The 17,226-nt window shown below is 47.0% G+C and carries 25 protein-coding genes; 19 read left to right on the top strand and 6 right to left on the bottom strand.

Annotated features, from left to right (window positions below):
• The first annotated feature begins 4 nt into the window (after window positions 1-4).
• On the top strand, window positions 5-199 hold the full coding sequence (locus QUB16_RS05570) for a hypothetical protein (protein ID WP_333314666.1): 195 nt from the start codon (window positions 5-7) through the stop codon (window positions 197-199).
• On the top strand, window positions 196-702 hold the full coding sequence (locus QUB16_RS05565) for a C39 family peptidase (protein ID WP_333314664.1): 507 nt from the start codon (window positions 196-198) through the stop codon (window positions 700-702). The genes QUB16_RS05570 and QUB16_RS05565 overlap by 4 nt, the downstream gene beginning before the upstream one ends.
• On the opposite strand, the gene QUB16_RS05560 is transcribed toward QUB16_RS05565, so the two are convergent.
• From QUB16_RS05560 to QUB16_RS33495, 3 genes are all read right to left on the bottom strand, one after another.
• Window positions 684-1,415: a hypothetical protein gene (locus QUB16_RS05560; RefSeq protein WP_333314661.1), complete on the bottom strand. Its 732-nt coding sequence runs from the start codon at window positions 1,413-1,415 to the stop codon at window positions 684-686. The two genes, QUB16_RS05565 and QUB16_RS05560, sit on opposite strands and share 19 nt — an antisense overlap.
• Window positions 1,416-1,551: 136 nt before the next feature.
• On the bottom strand, window positions 1,552-1,719 hold the full coding sequence (locus QUB16_RS33500) for a hypothetical protein (RefSeq protein WP_445251101.1): 168 nt from the start codon (window positions 1,717-1,719) through the stop codon (window positions 1,552-1,554).
• Window positions 1,720-1,733: 14 nt separating this feature from the next.
• The gene (locus QUB16_RS33495; RefSeq protein ID WP_445251100.1) at window positions 1,734-1,943 is read right to left on the bottom strand and encodes a plasmid mobilization protein; all 210 of its coding nucleotides are present in this window, start codon (window positions 1,941-1,943) and stop codon (window positions 1,734-1,736) included.
• 163 nt (window positions 1,944-2,106) lie between these two features.
• Here QUB16_RS33495 and QUB16_RS05550 point away from each other — a divergent pair, with 163 nt between their 5' ends.
• Together QUB16_RS05550 and QUB16_RS05545 are read left to right on the top strand one after the other, a co-directional pair.
• Window positions 2,107-2,901 (top strand): hypothetical protein, encoded by a 795-nt coding sequence (locus QUB16_RS05550; protein WP_333314656.1) that lies wholly within the window; start codon window positions 2,107-2,109, stop codon window positions 2,899-2,901.
• Window positions 2,902-2,988: 87 nt separating this feature from the next.
• The gene (locus QUB16_RS05545; RefSeq protein ID WP_333314654.1) at window positions 2,989-3,486 is read left to right on the top strand and encodes a hypothetical protein; all 498 of its coding nucleotides are present in this window, start codon (window positions 2,989-2,991) and stop codon (window positions 3,484-3,486) included.
• 10 nt (window positions 3,487-3,496) lie between these two features.
• Here the strand turns inward: QUB16_RS05545 and QUB16_RS05540 are convergent, their stop codons facing one another.
• Entirely contained in the window at window positions 3,497-3,673 is a 177-nt protein-coding gene (locus QUB16_RS05540) for a hypothetical protein (protein WP_333314651.1), read from the bottom strand.
• On the opposite strand from QUB16_RS05540, the gene QUB16_RS05535 reads away from it, so the two are divergent.
• The 6 genes from QUB16_RS05535 to hpsJ-A all read left to right on the top strand — a co-directional run bounded on the left by QUB16_RS05535 (window position 3,672) and on the right by hpsJ-A (window position 9,489).
• Window positions 3,672-3,953, top strand: a complete 282-nt coding sequence (locus tag QUB16_RS05535; RefSeq protein WP_333314648.1) for a hypothetical protein — start codon at window positions 3,672-3,674, stop codon at window positions 3,951-3,953. The genes QUB16_RS05540 and QUB16_RS05535 overlap by 2 nt on opposite strands.
• Before the next feature lie 268 nt (window positions 3,954-4,221).
• Window positions 4,222-5,454, top strand: coding sequence for an IS110 family transposase (locus QUB16_RS05530; RefSeq protein ID WP_333314645.1), 1,233 nt, complete (start codon window positions 4,222-4,224; stop codon window positions 5,452-5,454).
• Window positions 5,455-5,618: 164 nt separating this feature from the next.
• Complete coding sequence (rfbB, locus tag QUB16_RS05525; RefSeq protein ID WP_333314643.1) at window positions 5,619-6,725, top strand: dTDP-glucose 4,6-dehydratase; 1,107 nt, start codon at window positions 5,619-5,621, stop codon at window positions 6,723-6,725.
• Between the two features lie 388 nt (window positions 6,726-7,113).
• Complete coding sequence (gene crtA / locus QUB16_RS05520; RefSeq protein ID WP_333314640.1) at window positions 7,114-7,965, top strand: cyanoexosortase A; 852 nt, start codon at window positions 7,114-7,116, stop codon at window positions 7,963-7,965.
• Window positions 7,965-8,633, top strand: coding sequence for a cyanoexosortase A system-associated protein (locus QUB16_RS05515; RefSeq protein ID WP_333314637.1), 669 nt, complete (start codon window positions 7,965-7,967; stop codon window positions 8,631-8,633). Before crtA ends, QUB16_RS05515 begins: the two co-directional genes overlap by 1 nt.
• 178 nt (window positions 8,634-8,811) lie before the next feature.
• Window positions 8,812-9,489 carry an HpsJ-like protein, cyanoexosortase A-associated gene (gene hpsJ-A / locus QUB16_RS05510; RefSeq protein ID WP_333314636.1) on the top strand — a complete coding sequence of 226 codons (678 nt, stop codon included), beginning with the start codon at window positions 8,812-8,814 and terminating at the stop codon, window positions 9,487-9,489.
• Window positions 9,490-9,920: 431 nt separating this feature from the next.
• Here the strand turns inward: hpsJ-A and QUB16_RS05505 are convergent, their stop codons facing one another.
• Together QUB16_RS05505 and rpaB are read right to left on the bottom strand one after the other, a co-directional pair.
• Complete coding sequence (locus QUB16_RS05505) at window positions 9,921-10,562, bottom strand: cofactor assembly of complex C subunit B (RefSeq protein WP_333314632.1); 642 nt, start codon at window positions 10,560-10,562, stop codon at window positions 9,921-9,923.
• 181 nt (window positions 10,563-10,743) lie between these two features.
• Window positions 10,744-11,475: a response regulator transcription factor RpaB gene (gene rpaB, locus QUB16_RS05500; protein WP_071587789.1), complete on the bottom strand. Its 732-nt coding sequence runs from the start codon at window positions 11,473-11,475 to the stop codon at window positions 10,744-10,746.
• Window positions 11,476-11,639: 164 nt separating this feature from the next.
• On the opposite strand from rpaB, the gene radA reads away from it, so the two are divergent.
• The 9 genes from radA (at window position 11,640) to QUB16_RS05455 (ending at window position 17,053) form a co-directional block, all read left to right on the top strand.
• On the top strand, window positions 11,640-13,193 hold the full coding sequence (radA, locus tag QUB16_RS05495; RefSeq protein ID WP_333314630.1) for a DNA repair protein RadA: 1,554 nt from the start codon (window positions 11,640-11,642) through the stop codon (window positions 13,191-13,193).
• 49 nt (window positions 13,194-13,242) lie between these two features.
• Window positions 13,243-13,479, top strand: a complete 237-nt coding sequence (locus QUB16_RS05490; RefSeq protein WP_333314628.1) for a hypothetical protein — start codon at window positions 13,243-13,245, stop codon at window positions 13,477-13,479.
• Window positions 13,480-13,482: 3 nt separating this feature from the next.
• Window positions 13,483-13,812, top strand: coding sequence for a type II toxin-antitoxin system PemK/MazF family toxin (locus QUB16_RS05485; RefSeq protein WP_333314625.1), 330 nt, complete (start codon window positions 13,483-13,485; stop codon window positions 13,810-13,812).
• Window positions 13,813-13,893: 81 nt separating this feature from the next.
• A complete protein-coding gene (locus QUB16_RS05480; protein ID WP_333314623.1) occupies window positions 13,894-14,124 on the top strand; it encodes a type II toxin-antitoxin system prevent-host-death family antitoxin in 231 nt (76 codons plus the stop codon).
• 102 nt (window positions 14,125-14,226) lie between these two features.
• Window positions 14,227-14,478, top strand: coding sequence for a DUF4258 domain-containing protein (locus QUB16_RS05475; protein WP_333314620.1), 252 nt, complete (start codon window positions 14,227-14,229; stop codon window positions 14,476-14,478).
• Between the two features lie 13 nt (window positions 14,479-14,491).
• Window positions 14,492-14,731, top strand: a complete 240-nt coding sequence (locus QUB16_RS05470) for a DUF2283 domain-containing protein (RefSeq protein ID WP_333314618.1) — start codon at window positions 14,492-14,494, stop codon at window positions 14,729-14,731.
• 60 nt (window positions 14,732-14,791) lie between these two features.
• Window positions 14,792-15,748: a WD40 repeat domain-containing protein gene (locus QUB16_RS05465; protein WP_333314615.1), complete on the top strand. Its 957-nt coding sequence runs from the start codon at window positions 14,792-14,794 to the stop codon at window positions 15,746-15,748.
• A 46-nt stretch (window positions 15,749-15,794) separates the two neighbouring features.
• Window positions 15,795-16,652 carry a TIGR02587 family membrane protein gene (locus QUB16_RS05460; protein ID WP_333314613.1) on the top strand — a complete coding sequence of 286 codons (858 nt, stop codon included), beginning with the start codon at window positions 15,795-15,797 and terminating at the stop codon, window positions 16,650-16,652.
• Complete coding sequence (locus QUB16_RS05455) at window positions 16,649-17,053, top strand: TIGR02588 family protein (protein ID WP_333314612.1); 405 nt, start codon at window positions 16,649-16,651, stop codon at window positions 17,051-17,053. Before QUB16_RS05460 ends, QUB16_RS05455 begins: the two co-directional genes overlap by 4 nt.
• Window positions 17,054-17,226: the final 173 nt, after the last annotated feature.

Below are 17,226 nucleotides of genomic sequence, written 5' to 3'. Positions count from 1 at the left end.
AATCATGCTTGATATTAAAGCTTACCGCGCTATAGTTTATACCCTGTGTTTTATTTGTAGTTCCGTCGTTGTTGGCGGTGTGGTGTTGTCGCCGCATCAAGACAGGAAGATGCCGCAAGAGTTGAATAATCTAGCATCTATTTGTGTCGGTTCGTTAATCGGTTTGCTTGCTCCATCGCCTCGAAAACAGGAGCCATGAGAAATTTAAGCGTTCGCCACTTTTCACAGTTAGACAATGTTTATCACCCTGAAGGGACGTGTAACTTGACATCGGCGGCGATGTGCCTCGATTATCATGGGGTGAGGTCGAAAAATTCAGCCAAACAGTTAGAAGATGAGCTTTGGGAATATGTCTATGACAATGGGTTAAGCCGCCATTCTGCAGAGGACATAGCAAAAGTCATCAGAGCTCACGGGTGCTCTGATGACTTTACTTGGTACGGGTCGATCGACAAAATCAAGCAGTCGATCGTCGCTGGCAACCCGTGCATCATTCACGGGATGTTTACCCGGTCGGGCCACATAATCGTAGTTCGTGGCTATGACGCGCGGGGTCTAATCGTCAACGATCCTTACGGGGAATACTTCAACACCGGCTACGATACCAGCGTATCTGGGGAAGGTTTGAATTACAGTTACAGACTGATTAAGGAGACTTGCGCTTACGACGGGGAGTTTTGGGTTCACCACGTCGGCTCCTGACGGCGCGTGCTCCAGCGACGGATATGCTCGACAATCTCAAGTGATGGAACTCCGGCGGCGGAAAGTTCCATCACTTCGGCCGCTCGCTGTTGCGCCAAAACTGAGCCGGAATTGCCGCCGGGAATGTGCACTGATTTAACTTTAGTTCCCGCACGGTAGACAAACCGGAAATACTCCCCACCTCTAGCGGAACCTTTCGGCCGGTACGTTGATACTGCCTTTGTTGCAGAATCAATTTCACCGGGGACGGGTGATGATTCTGCAACAAGTGCGATCGACTGACCTGTTGCAGAATCAAGCGGCGATTCTGATTCTGCAACAGGTGCGATCGACTGACCTGTTGCAGAATCAAGTTTCCCCGCTGCGGGTTCTGATTCTGCAACATCTGGCGGCGCTGGTGATTCTGCAACATCTGGTGGCGCTGGTGATTCTGCAACAGGTACGATCGCACGCGGCGACACAAAATCACTCGACGGCTCTGTCAGTGTCACATCATCGGGGTGCAAGTATGCCCAATCGTTCGCCCGTTCGTTCCAAAATCTGCCGCTGCCGTTAACCGGGTGTACTGCTTCGATTTGCACAACCTCGCCCTTTTTCCAGTAAGCGGCGCTAGCAGTCTTGCGGCGTAACTTCACCCAGTCCCCAGCCTTCAGTTTGTCTAGTGCTGTGTCTAGCGGTTGGAGGGTGTCGAAAATTGATAGTTGTCTCTGCATGATGTTGAGGAGTTCTATTTTGCAGTGATACTGATAAATCGGCTCCCATGAGAAAGCATTTATGTGTAGTCAGCTTTTGGGAGTGTTGTAAATGTAAAAACCAGGCCCCTACATAGACCTGGTTTTATTTGTGGAGTTAAGCTCCTCCGGGTTCGCTCTCACCCTCGCCTAGGAGATCAAGAATTTCTAATTCAAGGGCTTTCATTTGATCTAGCACTTGGTTGTGATGCTCTTGTGCGGCTTTTAAACGGGCGCGAAGTCTTTCTTCGTGTCCTTCTACATAAGCCAGGTGGGATTGCTGCAAACTTCTCAACTGGCTTAAGATTTTCCCAAAATTTGCCGCTCCTGACTTGTTAGGGCTTTCCTCGTTTCGATATACCCCCTGGCTATTTGCCTGAGTAATTCCGTTCGAGATGCCATCCCCATCTCTTTCGCTTTGTCCTCTAGCGCTTCCCAGTCCTCTGGCTCCAAGCGTACTGTCGCGTTCACTGTTGCTTTCTTTTCCCGGCCCTGACTCCGTTGTTCCATAGTTTCTAGCCATATCGAATTACCCTCAATTATTGCACGTGCTAGTCTTGACACTAATCTTAGCACGTGCAATTATGAATATGTACCTTTGCACGTGCAAGTGCAGAGCACACCCCAACATAAAGAGGGCGGGCAGGCACACTCCCGCTCTTTCTTAAAAACTATGGAACTGCACATCTACACCCGCGAACTGCTAGACAAGCATCTACTGCCGGAACTCAAGGAAATTGCCCAAGAACTAGGCATTATCCCCGACGGCAACAAAACCCGGCGCGAGACTTGGGTTGCCGCGCTAATTGGTCAACCGTTCCCCGTTTTTCAGTCACTTAACCCGATCGACATTCAAGACCAGGAGCCGATCGAAAAATCCCTCGATGTCGATCGCACTTTTGAGCAAAACGAACTCTCCGACCTTGACGCGGCACTGGCAGAAATTGCCCGACTGCGGGCCGAAAATGCCGAGTTGATGCAGCAAGTGCGATCGCACACACAGACAATTAACGAGGCAAAGGATATTACCCCGGTGCAAAAATGCAGCTTCATCCGAGTGCTAAAACTCGCGCGCGCTGCTTGCCTCGATCTAACCAAGTCCATCACCGGGGGATGGGTTTTGAGACTAGGAAGTCTAGAACGGAAATTCAAGAGCCTCTATGAAATCTGGCGGCTGTTGGTTGTCGGGGAATGGAACTTAAGCGACTTGTTCCATCCCCCCGAAAAAGTCCCGACACCATCCCCCGACGCTTTTAGTCACAAGCGCATCTGTGATTGGTTCGGCGCACTGGGTAAAGTCGGACTTGAGACGGAACCGCTCGAAGCGGCCAAAACCAAACAGCCTTATAACAGGTTTGCAGTTATCCCTTTTGCCGATGATAATCTGATTGACAGTTACTCGCTTGGCTTTGCTGGTGTGGAGCCGAGCTGTCGCTCGCCCCCTTGGGGAGGTGATGCCATGCTGTAAGCCTCCACCATTTGTACTTGCTGCATTATTCGCTTCTTTGTGCGATCGCCTTCGAGCTAGGCGATCGCTTCCTACCCCAAAAAACTAATGGAACAACCAAGCATTTACACATTCCGGCATTCTGCATTGCCGCCAATTGACGATGCGATGAAGAGGGAGATTGCAGAGATTGACTTTAACGTGTCGAATCTTATCTTGAAGTTGCAGGGCCACTATCGCGCGCTTTCGGAACTGCGGGAAACTCTTAGCGACCTCTTGGATAGTTGCGAGCTTAACTTGCAGTGCATTCGCATCGTCCCCGACGGCGATGAGGATGAAGCTGCACCGCGGGCGTTTAATTTGACCGACCTCTCAGAAAAGGAAAAGCATTTGATCATCTCTACTGGAATTACATCTAGTGTAGCGATAAGAATGCTAGCCGATGCGCTTAAGTGCGACATAGAAGACGCTTTAGTGATTGTTGCAGTCGTCGGTCGCGCGACATTTGCGGAAATGTCGCCCGACGACAAGGAAGCGTCTATCCAAAGAATGGTGGAAGCGCTGCGCGACAATTCTGACGGACACTCTTTTTTAGTCGAAGTCTAAAATCCAAAATCTAAAACCTAAAAGCGATCGAGGTTCGACGTTCGATCGCTTCTAGGAGTCGCCTTGCCAAAGACCAACTTGGGCTCAATCCAATGACACCCAAAAATCCTGACAATTCGCCAACTAACTCTAATTCGACATCCTCCACAAATACCCCTATGGAGTCTACCAATAAAAACAGTCGCATGGTTTTGCGATTGCTTGCCGATGCTAAAAAAATGCTTGCAGATGCTTACAGCGATGAAGAGTTTAAACAGACATTCGTAGTTATAAAATCCGCCAAATCTCGCGGGTTTTTAGGTTCGCACAAATCATCTGATTGTTGTTTGGCTGAGGCCGTGAATATTGCTAACGATATCCTCAGAGCCAAGAAGTTTGAGGATGTAGAACCGAGCGCAATCACCAAGCAACCGAAAGCACTTTATGTTTATGTGTCGCTAGTTGCGATCGGTTTAATTCCCGCCTGACGAGCTACTTGAACCCAGTAGCGAAACTCCCCTTATTAAGGGGGAGTAGCGGGCAAGGGTTGCGACCTCGCATTAGTTCTAGTTCTTCAGAGGTGAGGTGGGCTTGAATAAAGCCCTTACTGTTTCGTGGGAACAAACAACTAATCGCAAACGTGCGGCGAATTCCAACCTCGCCGCACGATAAAAGCGCCTAAGCCCCTGTGCGGATGTGGAGGCAACTCCTTGGGTGATTCGTGGGTTATGTAAGCGGTTTAACTGTTGGAAATTGATGTTAAAAATACTCGGACTTGACGTGTCAGCGCACCGCGTTGACGCGGTTTTGATTGAAAAATTCCCCCAAATTGCACTTAGAGACTTCTATCTCTCCCCTCAGTTTGCGGCCGTCCACTCAGTTTACGAAGTGACAGAATTAGACTGTCTGTTACAGAATATCGGCGATGCTCCGACTGTGGCAATTCTCGAAGGCACCGGCACATACTCCTACTATTGGCGAAAACATCTCAGGAAACACGGGGTTTTTGTGGTGATAGCGGATCAGGGTATGGTAAAAGCCACGCGGCGCTCGCTAGGGGGAACTGATAACAAAGATGATCCGTTCGACGCGCTCGTGCTCTGCGAACTGTACCGCCGCCATTATCTCGAAATTTATGATCGCCGATTTTGGGTTAAAGAGCTTAACCCCAAAATTGAACAAATCCGACGCGCGCTGCTAGACCTTAAAACCACAACGCGCAAGCAAACGAGCTTTGTTAATTCCATCAAAAGCAGGCTCGCTTGGGAATATCCATCCCGTGCCCATGTTAAGAGTGTCAGACCGAACGGTTCCCTCGATGTCGGCAAACCACCTGCATTTTGGGCATGGCTCGCTGGCAAGGGAGATTTTTTGAGCAAGGCTATTCTGGCTCGATTTGAAAATCACTACTCCAAAGAGCAAAAGTGCGATCGGGCAAACATCTCCGAAATGACGCGACAATTTGCCGCGACCGTCTGCGAACTCCACGACATCGAAGCTGGGATTGAGTTCAGACTGACCAATCTGCTGTGCGAGCCTGACTTCGATCCTTATCACCGAGTTTTTGACCGCTTCGCCTTTGGCTACCGCGAGCGCGGGTGGATACTTAGCAGAATTTACCCGTTTGAAGATTTCTTGTGCCTACCAAAGAAGCGCGCGCTTCGCAGATTTCGGCAAGCTTGCGGCCTCGGCAAGGTTGAGAAGTCTAGCGGTCAAGTGCGGGCTGGTGGCGGCGGCGGTAAGTGGACGGGATGTGCAAACACGCGATCGACATTGTGGACGTATGTAAACTGCCGCATTGAACCGCAGCGACTCAAAGGACAGTCCTACACCCCAGTACAAGTGGAACTGCGGGAATATTTCACGCGACGCGCCTTTGACGCCGACGGAACTAAAAAGCGCGGCGGCAACCTCGCAGATGCTCGGAATGCTAGCTGTCGGAAACTCGCGGATCTAGTTTTCAGAGAGCTGTACAATGGACTGAACTAACCGACTAATTGGCGATCGCACCCGATCGCCTTTTTATTAAAAAAATCTGTCTAACTGTGCGGAGACAGTAGAAATTTTAATTACAGAGCGGCAAACACTTGGTGACAAACTACTTTTAAGGCTACTTTTGTAAAGGCTTAGTTATTGGAAAAACTCTTATTTTTATGACAGACAACGCGAATCAAGGCATTGAGCGATCCCCTCGCCGATTGTTGGTGACGGGCGGGGCTGGATTTATCGGCTCGAATTTTGTGCATCACTGGTGCAGCAGCTATCCGGGCGATCGAGTAGTGGTACTCGATGCTTTAACCTACGCCGGAAACCGACAAACCCTGGCAACTTTGGAAGGAGGCGAAAATTTTCGGTTTGTGCAGGGGGATATTTGCGATCGTACCTTAGTCGATACCTTGCTCAAAGAAGAAAACATCACCACAGTCGCGCACTTTGCCGCAGAATCCCACGTTGACAGGTCAATTATCGGGCCCGCAGCCTTTGTTCAAACAAACGTTGTCGGAACCTTCACACTGTTAGAAGCCTTCCGCAAGCATTTTGAAGCAATTGATGAGGCATCTCTCAAAGCACAAATGCGCTTCCTCCACGTTTCTACCGACGAAGTTTACGGCAGTCTCGGCCCCGATGACCCAGCCTTCACAGAAACAACTGCCTACTCGCCCAACAGTCCCTACTCAGCCTCCAAAGCTGGCAGCGACCACCTCGCCCGCGCCTATTTCCACACCTACGGCGTCCCGACAATTATCACCAACTGTTCAAACAATTACGGCCCCTATCACTTCCCAGAAAAGCTCATTCCATTAATGTGCATCAATATGTTATTGGGCAAACCGCTGCCAGTATACGGCGACGGTCAAAACGTGCGAGATTGGCTCTACGTTCTCGACCACTGCCGCGCTTTAGATGCCGTTATTCACCGCGGTCAACCTGGGGAAACCTACAATGTTGGCGGCAACAACGAGGTAAAAAATCTCGATTTAGTAAAAATGCTGTGTCAGCTAATGGACGAATTAGCTTCTGATTTACCCGCCCGTCCTTGCGAACAATTGATCGCATTTGTCAAAGACAGAGCCGGGCACGATCGGCGTTATGCTATTGATGCCACCAAAATTCAAACAGAGTTAGGTTGGACTCCCTCAGTAACAGTTGAAGAAGGTTTGCGACAGACTGTAGAATGGTACTTAGCCCATCGGGAGTGGTGGGAACCCCTGCTTTCGGAGGAATATCAAACTTACTACCGGAAAGTCTACTCTAACTAATCTCCTCCTGGACGCACGGGCTACCAAAAACCAGAACCAGTAAAAAACTGGTTTTCCAGCTCGAGAGTGCGTCCACAAAGGTTTCTGTCTTGCCTTCAAGCTTTACATTTAAACTCCCGGCGCAGAAACCGGGTGAGAGAAAGGAAAATCTTTAGTTGAGTGCGATCGATCCGAGTTAAAAAACCTGTTTTCTTTGGTCTTTGCTCCTAACTTCAGATTTAATTAGGTGCAGGTGACTATCACACACATTCGCCCTTGTCAATCTTTGTGAAGATTTAGTGAAAAATCACCCCAAACGCATAAATTTAAGTGTTTGTAGCTGATAATTTTAATAGAGTTACAACACATTAAGCATTTTAGAAGCTTTTAGTAAAAACAAAAAGCAGCAATGACCGAAATAAACTCGCTCAAGCACGTCCAAGAACCTAAATACTGGCTGTTAGGCATCGCCTCCGGTTTGATCGCCTTACACCTAACTCTGACTTCCAGAACAAACGACACTGACCTGTTCGGTACAATGTTACTGTTTTGGGGAGTCGTAGCATTTCTCATTTGGGAAAGGCACGAATCCTTAACTTTTGAAAGCGGAATTTTCGCCAGCTTCTTTGGGACATCGTTAATTGCTTTAATATTGCTCAAAAGTTCCTCGATATCGGGATACGACTTTTTTATCAGAGCAACGCCTTTTTTGTCGGGAATCAGTCTCGCCTTGCTTGCTTCCGGCACAAAAGGACTGAAACAATATTGGCAGGAACTTCTAATTCTTGGCTATACAGCTATTCCTCCAGGATTGATCGGAGTATTGGTTGATGTCCCCCAATTAACCGCTAAATTTTCAGCTTTCATCCTGCACTATGTAGGATTTGACGTGGTGCGAAAAGGGGTTTTTCTCATCCTGGAAAAGGGCAGCGTGGAAGTGAATCACGGCTGTTCCGGGGTGAATGCGATGCTACAATTGTTAGGACTAGCTCTGGTTTTCTTACTGATGTTTCCTACCACTACGGCTCAGAAAATTGTATTGCCATTCGTGGCAATAATTACTGCATTTGTAGTTAATGCCGCGCGAGTTGGTCTCCTGGCAGTGCTGGTATCGCTATCTCAACCCGAAGCATTTAAATACTGGCACGAAGGAAATGGTTCGGTAATATTTTCGATGATTGCTGTATTTATTTTCGGGCTATTCTGCTGGTTTGCTATTTTGAAAGACCAACCCCAAAATAAGGAAGGACAGAATTGCTAATGGCTATTACCTCTTGGAAACCACTTAGGCTTTCCCTGTTGGCTGTTACTTTGGGAGGGGTTTTGTTGGTTGCCGGAAAAGTGGTTTTATATCCATCGGACGGCAAGCATCTGGTCACCCCGTTTGAGTTTCCCGAGTCGGTGCCTCTAGCCGATTGGAAACTAAACAAGAGCGCGCCGATCGAACTTAGCGACAATTCAGAATTCCAAGCGGCCAGGAAATATGAATATCAAAAAAATAGCATGGCTCTAGAAATAGAGATGCGCTATGCGGTAGACACCATTGGGGCAGTGGAAGGTATGATGAGGGGACATACAGTTCTCAAGTCGTCTCCTGGTAAACTAGCATTAGTAAACACTCAAGGCGCGGGATTTCACGGAATCTTGCAACAGCCAAATCGACTGTATTTGAGTTCGTGTATCAATCCTCGTGGCAGTGCTACAGTAACTTCCCAACAGTTTAGATATAATCGAAATACTCGCGATTGGCACCCAAACCGTATTCTGTTTTGGTTGTTGGGTAGGGGAAATATTCAAGACCGGCGCTGTTTGTGGACTCAGATGTCTGTGCCTTTGGATAAAACAACTCCAGAAGATGCCAAAAAAATTCTAGAGAATGCTTGGGTTTCTTGGTATGGGTGGTGGCAGCCGCGATTCCCCGATCCTTGACTCGATTCAGTCGATTTTAGCTTTTAGCTTTTAGCTTTTAGATTTACTCCACAGGTGAATCTGGAAGCTGGAACAAGAGTCTAAAATTTTTGACTCTCCACGACTGTTGTCGGGGGCTTGTATCCGTTCTTGAGCGGGGTCAAGAGACATTTTTCTTAACAACAACTCTGATTATTTTATGAATGACATACAAGGCGAACAAGGTTTTTCTATCTACAGACTGCGTTGGATTGGCTACGGTCTATTAATTTTGTCTGTATTAGATACGATCGCAACTCTTATACCAGCCAATTTTGGCAATCGCCTCTGGGAATTGCAAACCATTGGGGCTGTAGTGGAACGGGTGCCAGTTCCTTTACTGGCAATGGCGCTGATATTTTTTGGAGAAGGGTACGATCGCAGAGGCTTGGAAGAAGTTTTTTTGAAGGTTTTGTCTTGGGTTTGTCTGCTGCTAGGTCTGGTTTTTCTGTTGATGCTGCCTTTGGGAATTTTTGGCACTATCTACGTCAACAACCAAAACAACCAGCAAATTACTACTCAAGCAAACCAACAATTAGCTCAGTTGCAGCAGGTGGAAGAACGGCTGAATAAGGGTAGTCCTGAAGATTTAAGGAATTTGGCGGGGGAACTTACTCGTTTGGGGGTACAAGCGGATACGCAAAACCCACAGCAATTGAAAGAGCAAATTCTTTCGAGAATTACTCCGGCTAAGGAACGGTTACAGACGCAAAGTGCTGCGGTTCAGCAAAGTCAGCGCTTGGGGTTATTTAAAAATGCTGTTAAGTGGCTGCTGGGCGCGCTGATTTCTAGTGTTTTGTTTTTTACGCTGTGGCGCGGTACTGACTGGGCTCGCTAGTAGTTTTGAGTTTTGAGTTTTGAGTTGCGAGTTTTGAGCTAGTAAGGTGCGCCTAGCGCACCCGGAGAGTCTTGTTGAGGACTAAGATGCGCCCTGTACACGCAGCCCGCGTCTTGGTGGTTAAGAAGACCCTCAAACCCTGGAAATTTCGTTGGGGGCAGCGCTGGATCTTCTTCTTTTCAAAAGATATTATCGGTAATAAATCTTGTTTATTGCCGATAGCCAACACCGAGAATGAGGCAAATCCGTCGTTAGCGCAGCCCTCGAAGACGATCGCACCAAGACGCGGGCTGGCATTGTGAAATCCACAATCCCTAATCCACAATCTAAAATCTAAAATCTAAAATCCACAATCCACAATCTAAAATCCACAATCTAAAATTTAAAATCCACAATCCACAATCCACAATCTAAAATCTAAAATCTAAAATCTAAAATCGATTGATGGTATTTTCTAGTTTGTCGGCAATGCCTTCCACCCAGTTTTCATCTTGTTTGGTGTAGCTGCGGGGCGCGTTAGCACCTAAGATTAAAACGCCTTGGCTGCCGATAGGTTGACAGATGACTCCTTGGGTATTTTCTGGCAAATAGTCAAATTCAATTTTGCCGGGATAAATATTGAGATTTACTAAATAAACTGGTTTATTTTTGTCGAGCACTCGCTGCAATATTGGCCCCGGTTTGACTTCGGGATTGATGCCTAAAATACCGCGCCGCAATAGAACTTTTCCCTGATACACAATTACGATCGACCTTGTGGCGGTATTTGTCAACAGCAAACGCGACGCCCAGGCTAATTCTATTTTCACAGCCTCCGGCAAATCCGGCGCAAATTCAAAACCTTCTTCGCCGATAAGTTTTACGGAATCGGGCGATCGCGCTTGCACCTGCTGCCACAGCAAACCTGTTAAAATCAGCAAAGCGCTGATAATTACTCCCAAAGCGTCCGATCGAGCTTGAGAATCTGTAATTTGCTCTGTCAGCAACCGGTTTACCATTAGCAGCGTACCTGCTAACCCTCCTGCAACTAAGGGCAATTGCCGCAAAACTTTATTGGGATCAGATTTAGTCATTAGTCATTAGTCATTAGTCATTAGTCATTAGTCATTAGTCATTAGTCAGCAGTCATTAGTCAGCAGTCATTAGTCATTAGTCAGCAGTCATTAGTCATTAGTCATTAGTCATTGGTAATTGGTAGTTGGTAATTTAACTAATGCCAACTGCCAACTGCCAACTGCCAACTGCCAACTGACTTTATCCTACTTCTCCTATTTCGACAATTCGCTGGAAGAGATAGCCGGTGCCGCGGGCGGTGAGAATTAATTCGGGATTGCTGGGGTCGTCTTCCAACTTTGCCCTAAGCCGCGAGATGTGAACGTCCACTACGCGGGTGTCTACGTGGCGTTCGGGCGTGTATCCCCAGACTTCCTGCAAAATTTCCGATCGCGAAAAAGGCTCTCCAGAACGGCTGACAAGCAGTTCTAACAGGCTGAATTCCATGCCCGTGAGGCGAATTCGTTCGTCGCCTTTGTAAACTTGGCGCTTGTTGGTGTCAATCCTGATATTGGTGACGTGGATGACTCCAGAGCTGGGAATGCCCGATGCGCCGTTTTTGTCAACCCTCCGCAGTACCGAACGGATGCGGGCTTCAAGTTCTTTGGGAGAGAAAGGTTTGACGACGTAATCGTCGGCGCCCAATTCTAAACCGGTGATGCGATCGGCTACGTCTCCCAAAGCAGTTAGCATGATGATAGGCACGTCTGACTCTTTACGCAACTCCTGACAGACGCCGTAACCGTCTAGCTTCGGCATCATCACGTCCAAAACCACTAAGTCGGGTTCGGTGTTGCGAAAGGTTTCGAGAGCTTCTTCGCCGTCAGCAGCGGTGACGACATCGTAGCCAATCATGGAAAGGCGAGTCTCCAGAATGCGGCGGATACTGGCTTCGTCATCAACTACCAGAATTTTTTCTTTATGGTTTTCCAAGTTACCGAGCACTCCTTAAGTTACATTTCAGATAATGTTAATTTTTTGTACCCTATCATAGAAGACACAAATTGAATCATGTGTGGGGATCGGTCTGAAAGCTTGATAATTGCTTTAACTCAGACTTTTCTAAATGTTAGGGTGACTATTTATCATAGTAAACAATGCCTAAGCCTCGAATACAATATATTTGTCGGGAATGCGGCTATGATTCACCACAATATTTTGGCAGATGTCCTAGCTGTCAGAAGTGGGATTCTTTTGACGAGCAGTTAGAGCAACCTACTGCTGGTGTGCCGCGGGCTGGTTTAACTGGGGTGACAACTAAGACAGTGGGCGGTTCGCCCCCTGATAAGTCGAAGGGTCAACCAAGGGTATCTTTCAGATTATCGCAGATTTCCGACCAAACTCAGTCTCGCTGGCCTTCTGGTTACGGCGAGCTCGATCGAGTTTTGGGAGGCGGGATTGTTCCGGGATCGCTGGTGTTGATTGGGGGGGAACCGGGAATCGGGAAATCGACGCTGCTGTTGCAGGTGGCGAATATGTTGGCCCGCAAGGATCGGATACTGTATGTCAGTGCGGAGGAGTCCGGCCAGCAGGTGAAGTTGCGATCGCAGCGTTTGGGCGTGGCTAATCCGGTTGAATTGTCAAGCAACGGCGGGCATAAATCTGGCAGTAACGGGGAAGCTAAAAAGGATTCCGAGGACAATTCAGCGGAGAATTTCTACTTGCTTCCAGAGACGGATTTAGAAGTTGTTTTGCGGGAGTTGGAAGCGCTGAAACCGAATGTGGCGGTGATTGACAGCATCCAAACTATTTATTTTGCTAGTTTAACATCGGCTCCGGGTTCGGTGGCTCAGGTGCGGGAATGTACGTCGGCTTTGATGCAGGTTGCGAAAAGGGAAAATATTACTTTATTTATTGTCGGTCACGTTACGAAAGATGGAGCTTTGGCCGGGCCGAGGGTTTTGGAACATTTGGTAGATACTGTACTGTATTTTGAGGGCGATCGCTTTGCTTCTCATCGACTTTTGCGATCGATGAAAAACCGTTTTGGCGCGACTCACGAAATCGGTGTTTTTGAAATGGTAGCCAACGGTTTGCGAGAAGTAGATAATCCGTCGGAGTTGTTTTTAGGGAATAGAGATGAATTTTCTCCGGGTACTTCGACGACTGTTACTTGCGAAGGAACTCGACCGATTTTAGTGGAAATTCAGGCGTTAGTCAGCCCTGCGAGTTTTGGTTCGCCGCGCCGCACTACTACTGGTGTGGACAATGCTAGATTGCAGCAAATTTTAGCTGTTTTGGAGAAAAGGGTGGGGATTCCTTTATCTAAACTAGATGTGATTTTGGCGACGGTGGGCGGGTTGAAGGTGGATGAACCGGCGGCGGATTTGGCAGTTGCGATCGCCGTTGTGGCCAGTTTTCGCGATCGGGTGGTTGATGCACGCACTGTTTTGCTTGGGGAAGTGGGTTTGGGGGGACAGGTGCGGCCGGTTTCGCAATTAGAGTTGCGGCTGAGGGAGGCGGCGAAATTGGGTTTCAAAAGGGCGATTATTCCTAAGAATCAACCGGTGCCGGAGTTAGGAATGGAGATTATTCCGGTGGCTAAGGTAATCGATGCAATAATTGCGGCGATTCCGGCTACTCCCGCTCAGTTGCAGTCTGGTGATATGGAATTACAGTCTGTTGATTTGGAGGGAGATTTGTCTAATTGAGATTATGTTAAAGTAGCAATAACTGGGTAAACACAAATCTAAAATTAACATGATGAAAGCCTACGAATTTCCCGCAAAAGTTACATCGGAAGGCCAAATTAACTTGACCGATGACATTTTAAAATACTTGGCAGTCAACCAAGATGTAAGAGTGATAATTCTGGTGAATGAACAAACAAACTCAGAAGCAGATGAAGTAGAGGAAAAAACAGATTGGCAGCGTCTTGCCGCCGAACAATTCTTTGCTGATTGCAGCGAAGAAGATGCAATTTACGCTGAGGATTGAGCAATGACTAATTATCAGTTTGGAGAATTAGTTATAGTCGCATTCTTGTTTGCGGGTACAGCCGAAACTAAACACCGTCCTGGTTTGGTACTGTTGGACACAGGAGATGAAGATATGATTGTTGCCAAGATAACCAGTCAAATCCCTCGTACAACCTTTGATGTCGAAATTCAGGAATGGCAAAAAGCAGGATTAAAGCGACCTTCAGCGGTTCGCTTACATAAACTGAACACATTACAAAAAAGTTTAGTTGAAAGGAGACTGGGAATATTAACCCCTGATGATTTGGTGCAAGTGCGAGATAGAGTCAAACAAATCTGGTCTTTCCTTTGATGAAAATACAGGATCGCAAGCTTCATTAGTCACGGCAAATCTCAATTCTCAAATTTCCAACTGTATGCGGAGGCCCGAATTATGTATCAAGTAGACATTCTTGAGGCAAAAGAAAAGCTTTTGGAATTAATCGAAGCGGCGATGAGAGGGGAAGAAATTGCGATTACTCAAGATAACCAGCCTGTTGTAAAATTGGTAGGAATTCCCAAACAAGCTAAACCCAATCCGCAAGCAGGAAGTGCTAAAGGAATGGTTGGGATGTCCGATGATTTTGACGAACCGCTAGAAGAGTTTAAGGAGTATATGGAATGAGGTTGTTGTGGGACACTCATGCCTTTATTTTGATGCTTATGCGCGGCTGTGGTGAATTAAGTTAGTGCAAAAATAAAGAGGCAAAAAGGAGGTAATAGCAACGTGAGCGTTAGATTACATCCCCATGCTCAAGCACGATTGATTGAGCGAGGTGCAACTGAGGCAGAAGTAATTGCTACTGTTGAAAGTGGCACAACTTTTCCGGCTCAATTTGGCAGAACCGGATTTAGGCGCAACTTTTCCTTCAATGCTGAGTGGCAGGGAAAAGTTTATGCTATGAAGAAAGTGGAGGCGATCGCAGCCCCAGAAGGCGAAGACTGGATAATTATCACTGTAATTGTCAAATTCTTTTGAGCAGGAGGTTCCCGTGAAACTGACTTACGATCCAAGATACAACGTAGCTTATATATACCTCAAAGAAAAAACCACACAGGTAAAAACTATCCAAGTTAGCGATCAAATGAATGTGGACATTGCCCCCGACGGTACTATTTATGGAATTGAATTACTCAATGCCAATCAACAATTAGGGGCAGATAGTCAAGGAAAACTGATTGTTGTCAACGAAGCTTTGGGAGAATCTTCCGAAATTCAGCTTGCACTTTAATGGTCTTGAAAACAATAAGTAAAAATGTTGTTAATGGATGAGTACGAGGAGTAATATCAAATGTTTCCAACTCCGAACTGGCAATGCGTACACACCCTTCACGGGCATTCAAGCGCGGTAAGTTCTGTTGTCATCACCCCAGACGGACAGACTATAGTTAGCGGAAGTTCTGATAGCACAATTAAGCTGTGGAACCTCAACACAGGGCAAGAACTTCACACTTTATCAGGACATTCACAAGGGGTTACATCCATTGCTCTCGCCCCTGATGGACAAACTCTTGCTAGTGGCAGTAAGGACAAAACTATCAAGCTTTGGAATCTCAGCACTAAAGAGGAAATTTACACCATCACCGGACATTCAGACATAATTACTTCTGTAGTTATCAGCCCCGACGGGAAGACTCTGGCAAGTGCCAGTGAAGACACAACTATCAAACTTTGGAACCTTAGAAATGGAGAAGAAATTCGGACTTTAAAGTGGCCAGTAGAAGTATTTTATAGTTTGGCTATTTTATTCAGCCCTGACGGAAAGATTCTACTTAGTAGCAGTGCAGATGATTATGTTTCTCTAAGTGCAGTAGCTTTTAATTTAACCACTGGAGATGAAATCTGGACAAAGCATTGGCAGGAGGGTATGGACTCTGTTTATGCGATCGCTGTTAGCCCCGATGGAGAAACTTTTGCGACTTTGCACTGTGTGGGAACTATTAAGCTGTGGAATCTCTACACGGGAATAGAAATCTATACTCTTGCGGAAAATTCAATGGGGGACTTCTGCTTAGCTTTTAGCCCTGATGGGAAAATTTTAGCAAGTGGCGGGTGGGATTCTGGCAGCGAAGAGGATAGTACGGAACCTGGTATTATCGAACTTTGGAATCTCGATACCAGAGATAAAATTTGCAGTCTCTTGGGGCATTCATGGGGAGTTTACTCTGTGGCTTTTAGCCCGGATGGGCAGACTCTGGTTAGTGGAAGTGATAACAAAACTATCAAGATTTGGCAACGGGATTTATAAGCACGGGAAATTTTGTATAATTTTTAATGGACCTTTTAACTGAAAAATGAACCAGAAAAAAAAACAGCGCAAAAATCCGTGGAAAAATGAACTAAACGACATCATTCGAGGTGCATCGGGGGGCTTTTTATTCGGCATTCCGCTGCTTTATACGATGGAGGTTTGGTGGATTGGTTCGTATACTAAACCAGCGGAAATGTCGATCGCGATCGCAACTACCTTTATCGTCGTTTTCTTGCTGACTCGCACAGAAGGTTTTCGCAAAACTAAGGACATCCGCTGGCTAGATGCTGCAATCGATACCGTAGAAGCGATCGCCATTGGCATTGTTTGCGCGGCTTTTGTCCTGTTTTTGCTCAGGGAAATTACGCCGGAAACTCCGCTGCAAGAAACTTTGGGGAAAATCATATTTGAAGGCCTGCCGTTTGCCTTGGGAGTAGCCCTGGCAAACGGTTTCTTGAGCGGCGATCGCTATCAAAGCTCAGACAGCGAAAAGGAACCTAGCATCAATCCAACTGTAGCAGATATCGGCGCTACTTTAATCGGCGCGATGATCATTGCTTTCAACATCGCCCCAACTGACGAAATTCCCATGCTAGCGGCAGGTATTTCGCCGCCTTGGCAATTAGCAATTATCGCCGCTTCCCTGCTAATTTCCTACGGTATTGTATTTGTAGCAGGCTTTACTTATCAAGCAAAACGGCAGCAGCAGCAAGGGATTTTTCAGCGCCCCCTCAGCGAAACTGTCATGGCCTATTTAGTGTCGCTGGCGGCTTCTGCATTTATGATGTTTTTCTTCCACAAACTCAGTTTTGACGACCCGTGGTCGATTTGGTTGAACTATACGTTAGTATTGGGATTGCCTGCGGCTGTTGGCGGCGCGGCGGGGAGGTTGGCGGTATGAGTGAAAGTAATAACGAACAGCAAGAAAAAAGAACTCCTGCTGAATGGGTGACATTTGCGATCGCCTGCTCGATCCTTTTTACCCTCACCGGACTCGTAATCTACAACTGGGTGACTAAAAAAGAGGAACCTCCGGTTATTTCTGTCACTCGCAACACGCCTATTCGCGAAACTCAAGGGCAATTTTACGTGCCGTTTACAGTAACTAACACTGGCGGCGAAACGGCTGAATCCGTGCAAATTAGTGCCGAACTCCGCGTCAACGGTGAAGTTGTAGAATCCGGCGACCAACAAATAGATTTTTTGTCAAGCGGTGAAACTCAAGAAGGAGCTTTTATTTTTAGCCGCAACCCCAGTCAAGGTGAGTTGATTGTGCGATCGAGCAGCTACAAACTGCCTTAACAAAGTTTTCAACTCTCGTTTCCGGTAAGTGTGACCCTCATAAAATCCTGTCGCTGGGTGGGGGCGGGTTTAAAAATACCTTAGTTATTAAGGATAGCGAATTAAATAACTTACAATTTTAATTGTTATTGTGGGATGGGCGTCCCGCCCGTCCAAAAAGGACGGGCGGGACG

The organism is Microcoleus sp. D3_18a_C4, assembly GCF_036702415.1.
Lineage (GTDB): Bacteria > Cyanobacteriota > Cyanobacteriia > Cyanobacteriales > Microcoleaceae > Microcoleus.
The sequence above is the reverse complement of the archived record's forward strand: the minus strand, read 5'-3'. Positions and strand labels throughout refer to the sequence as shown.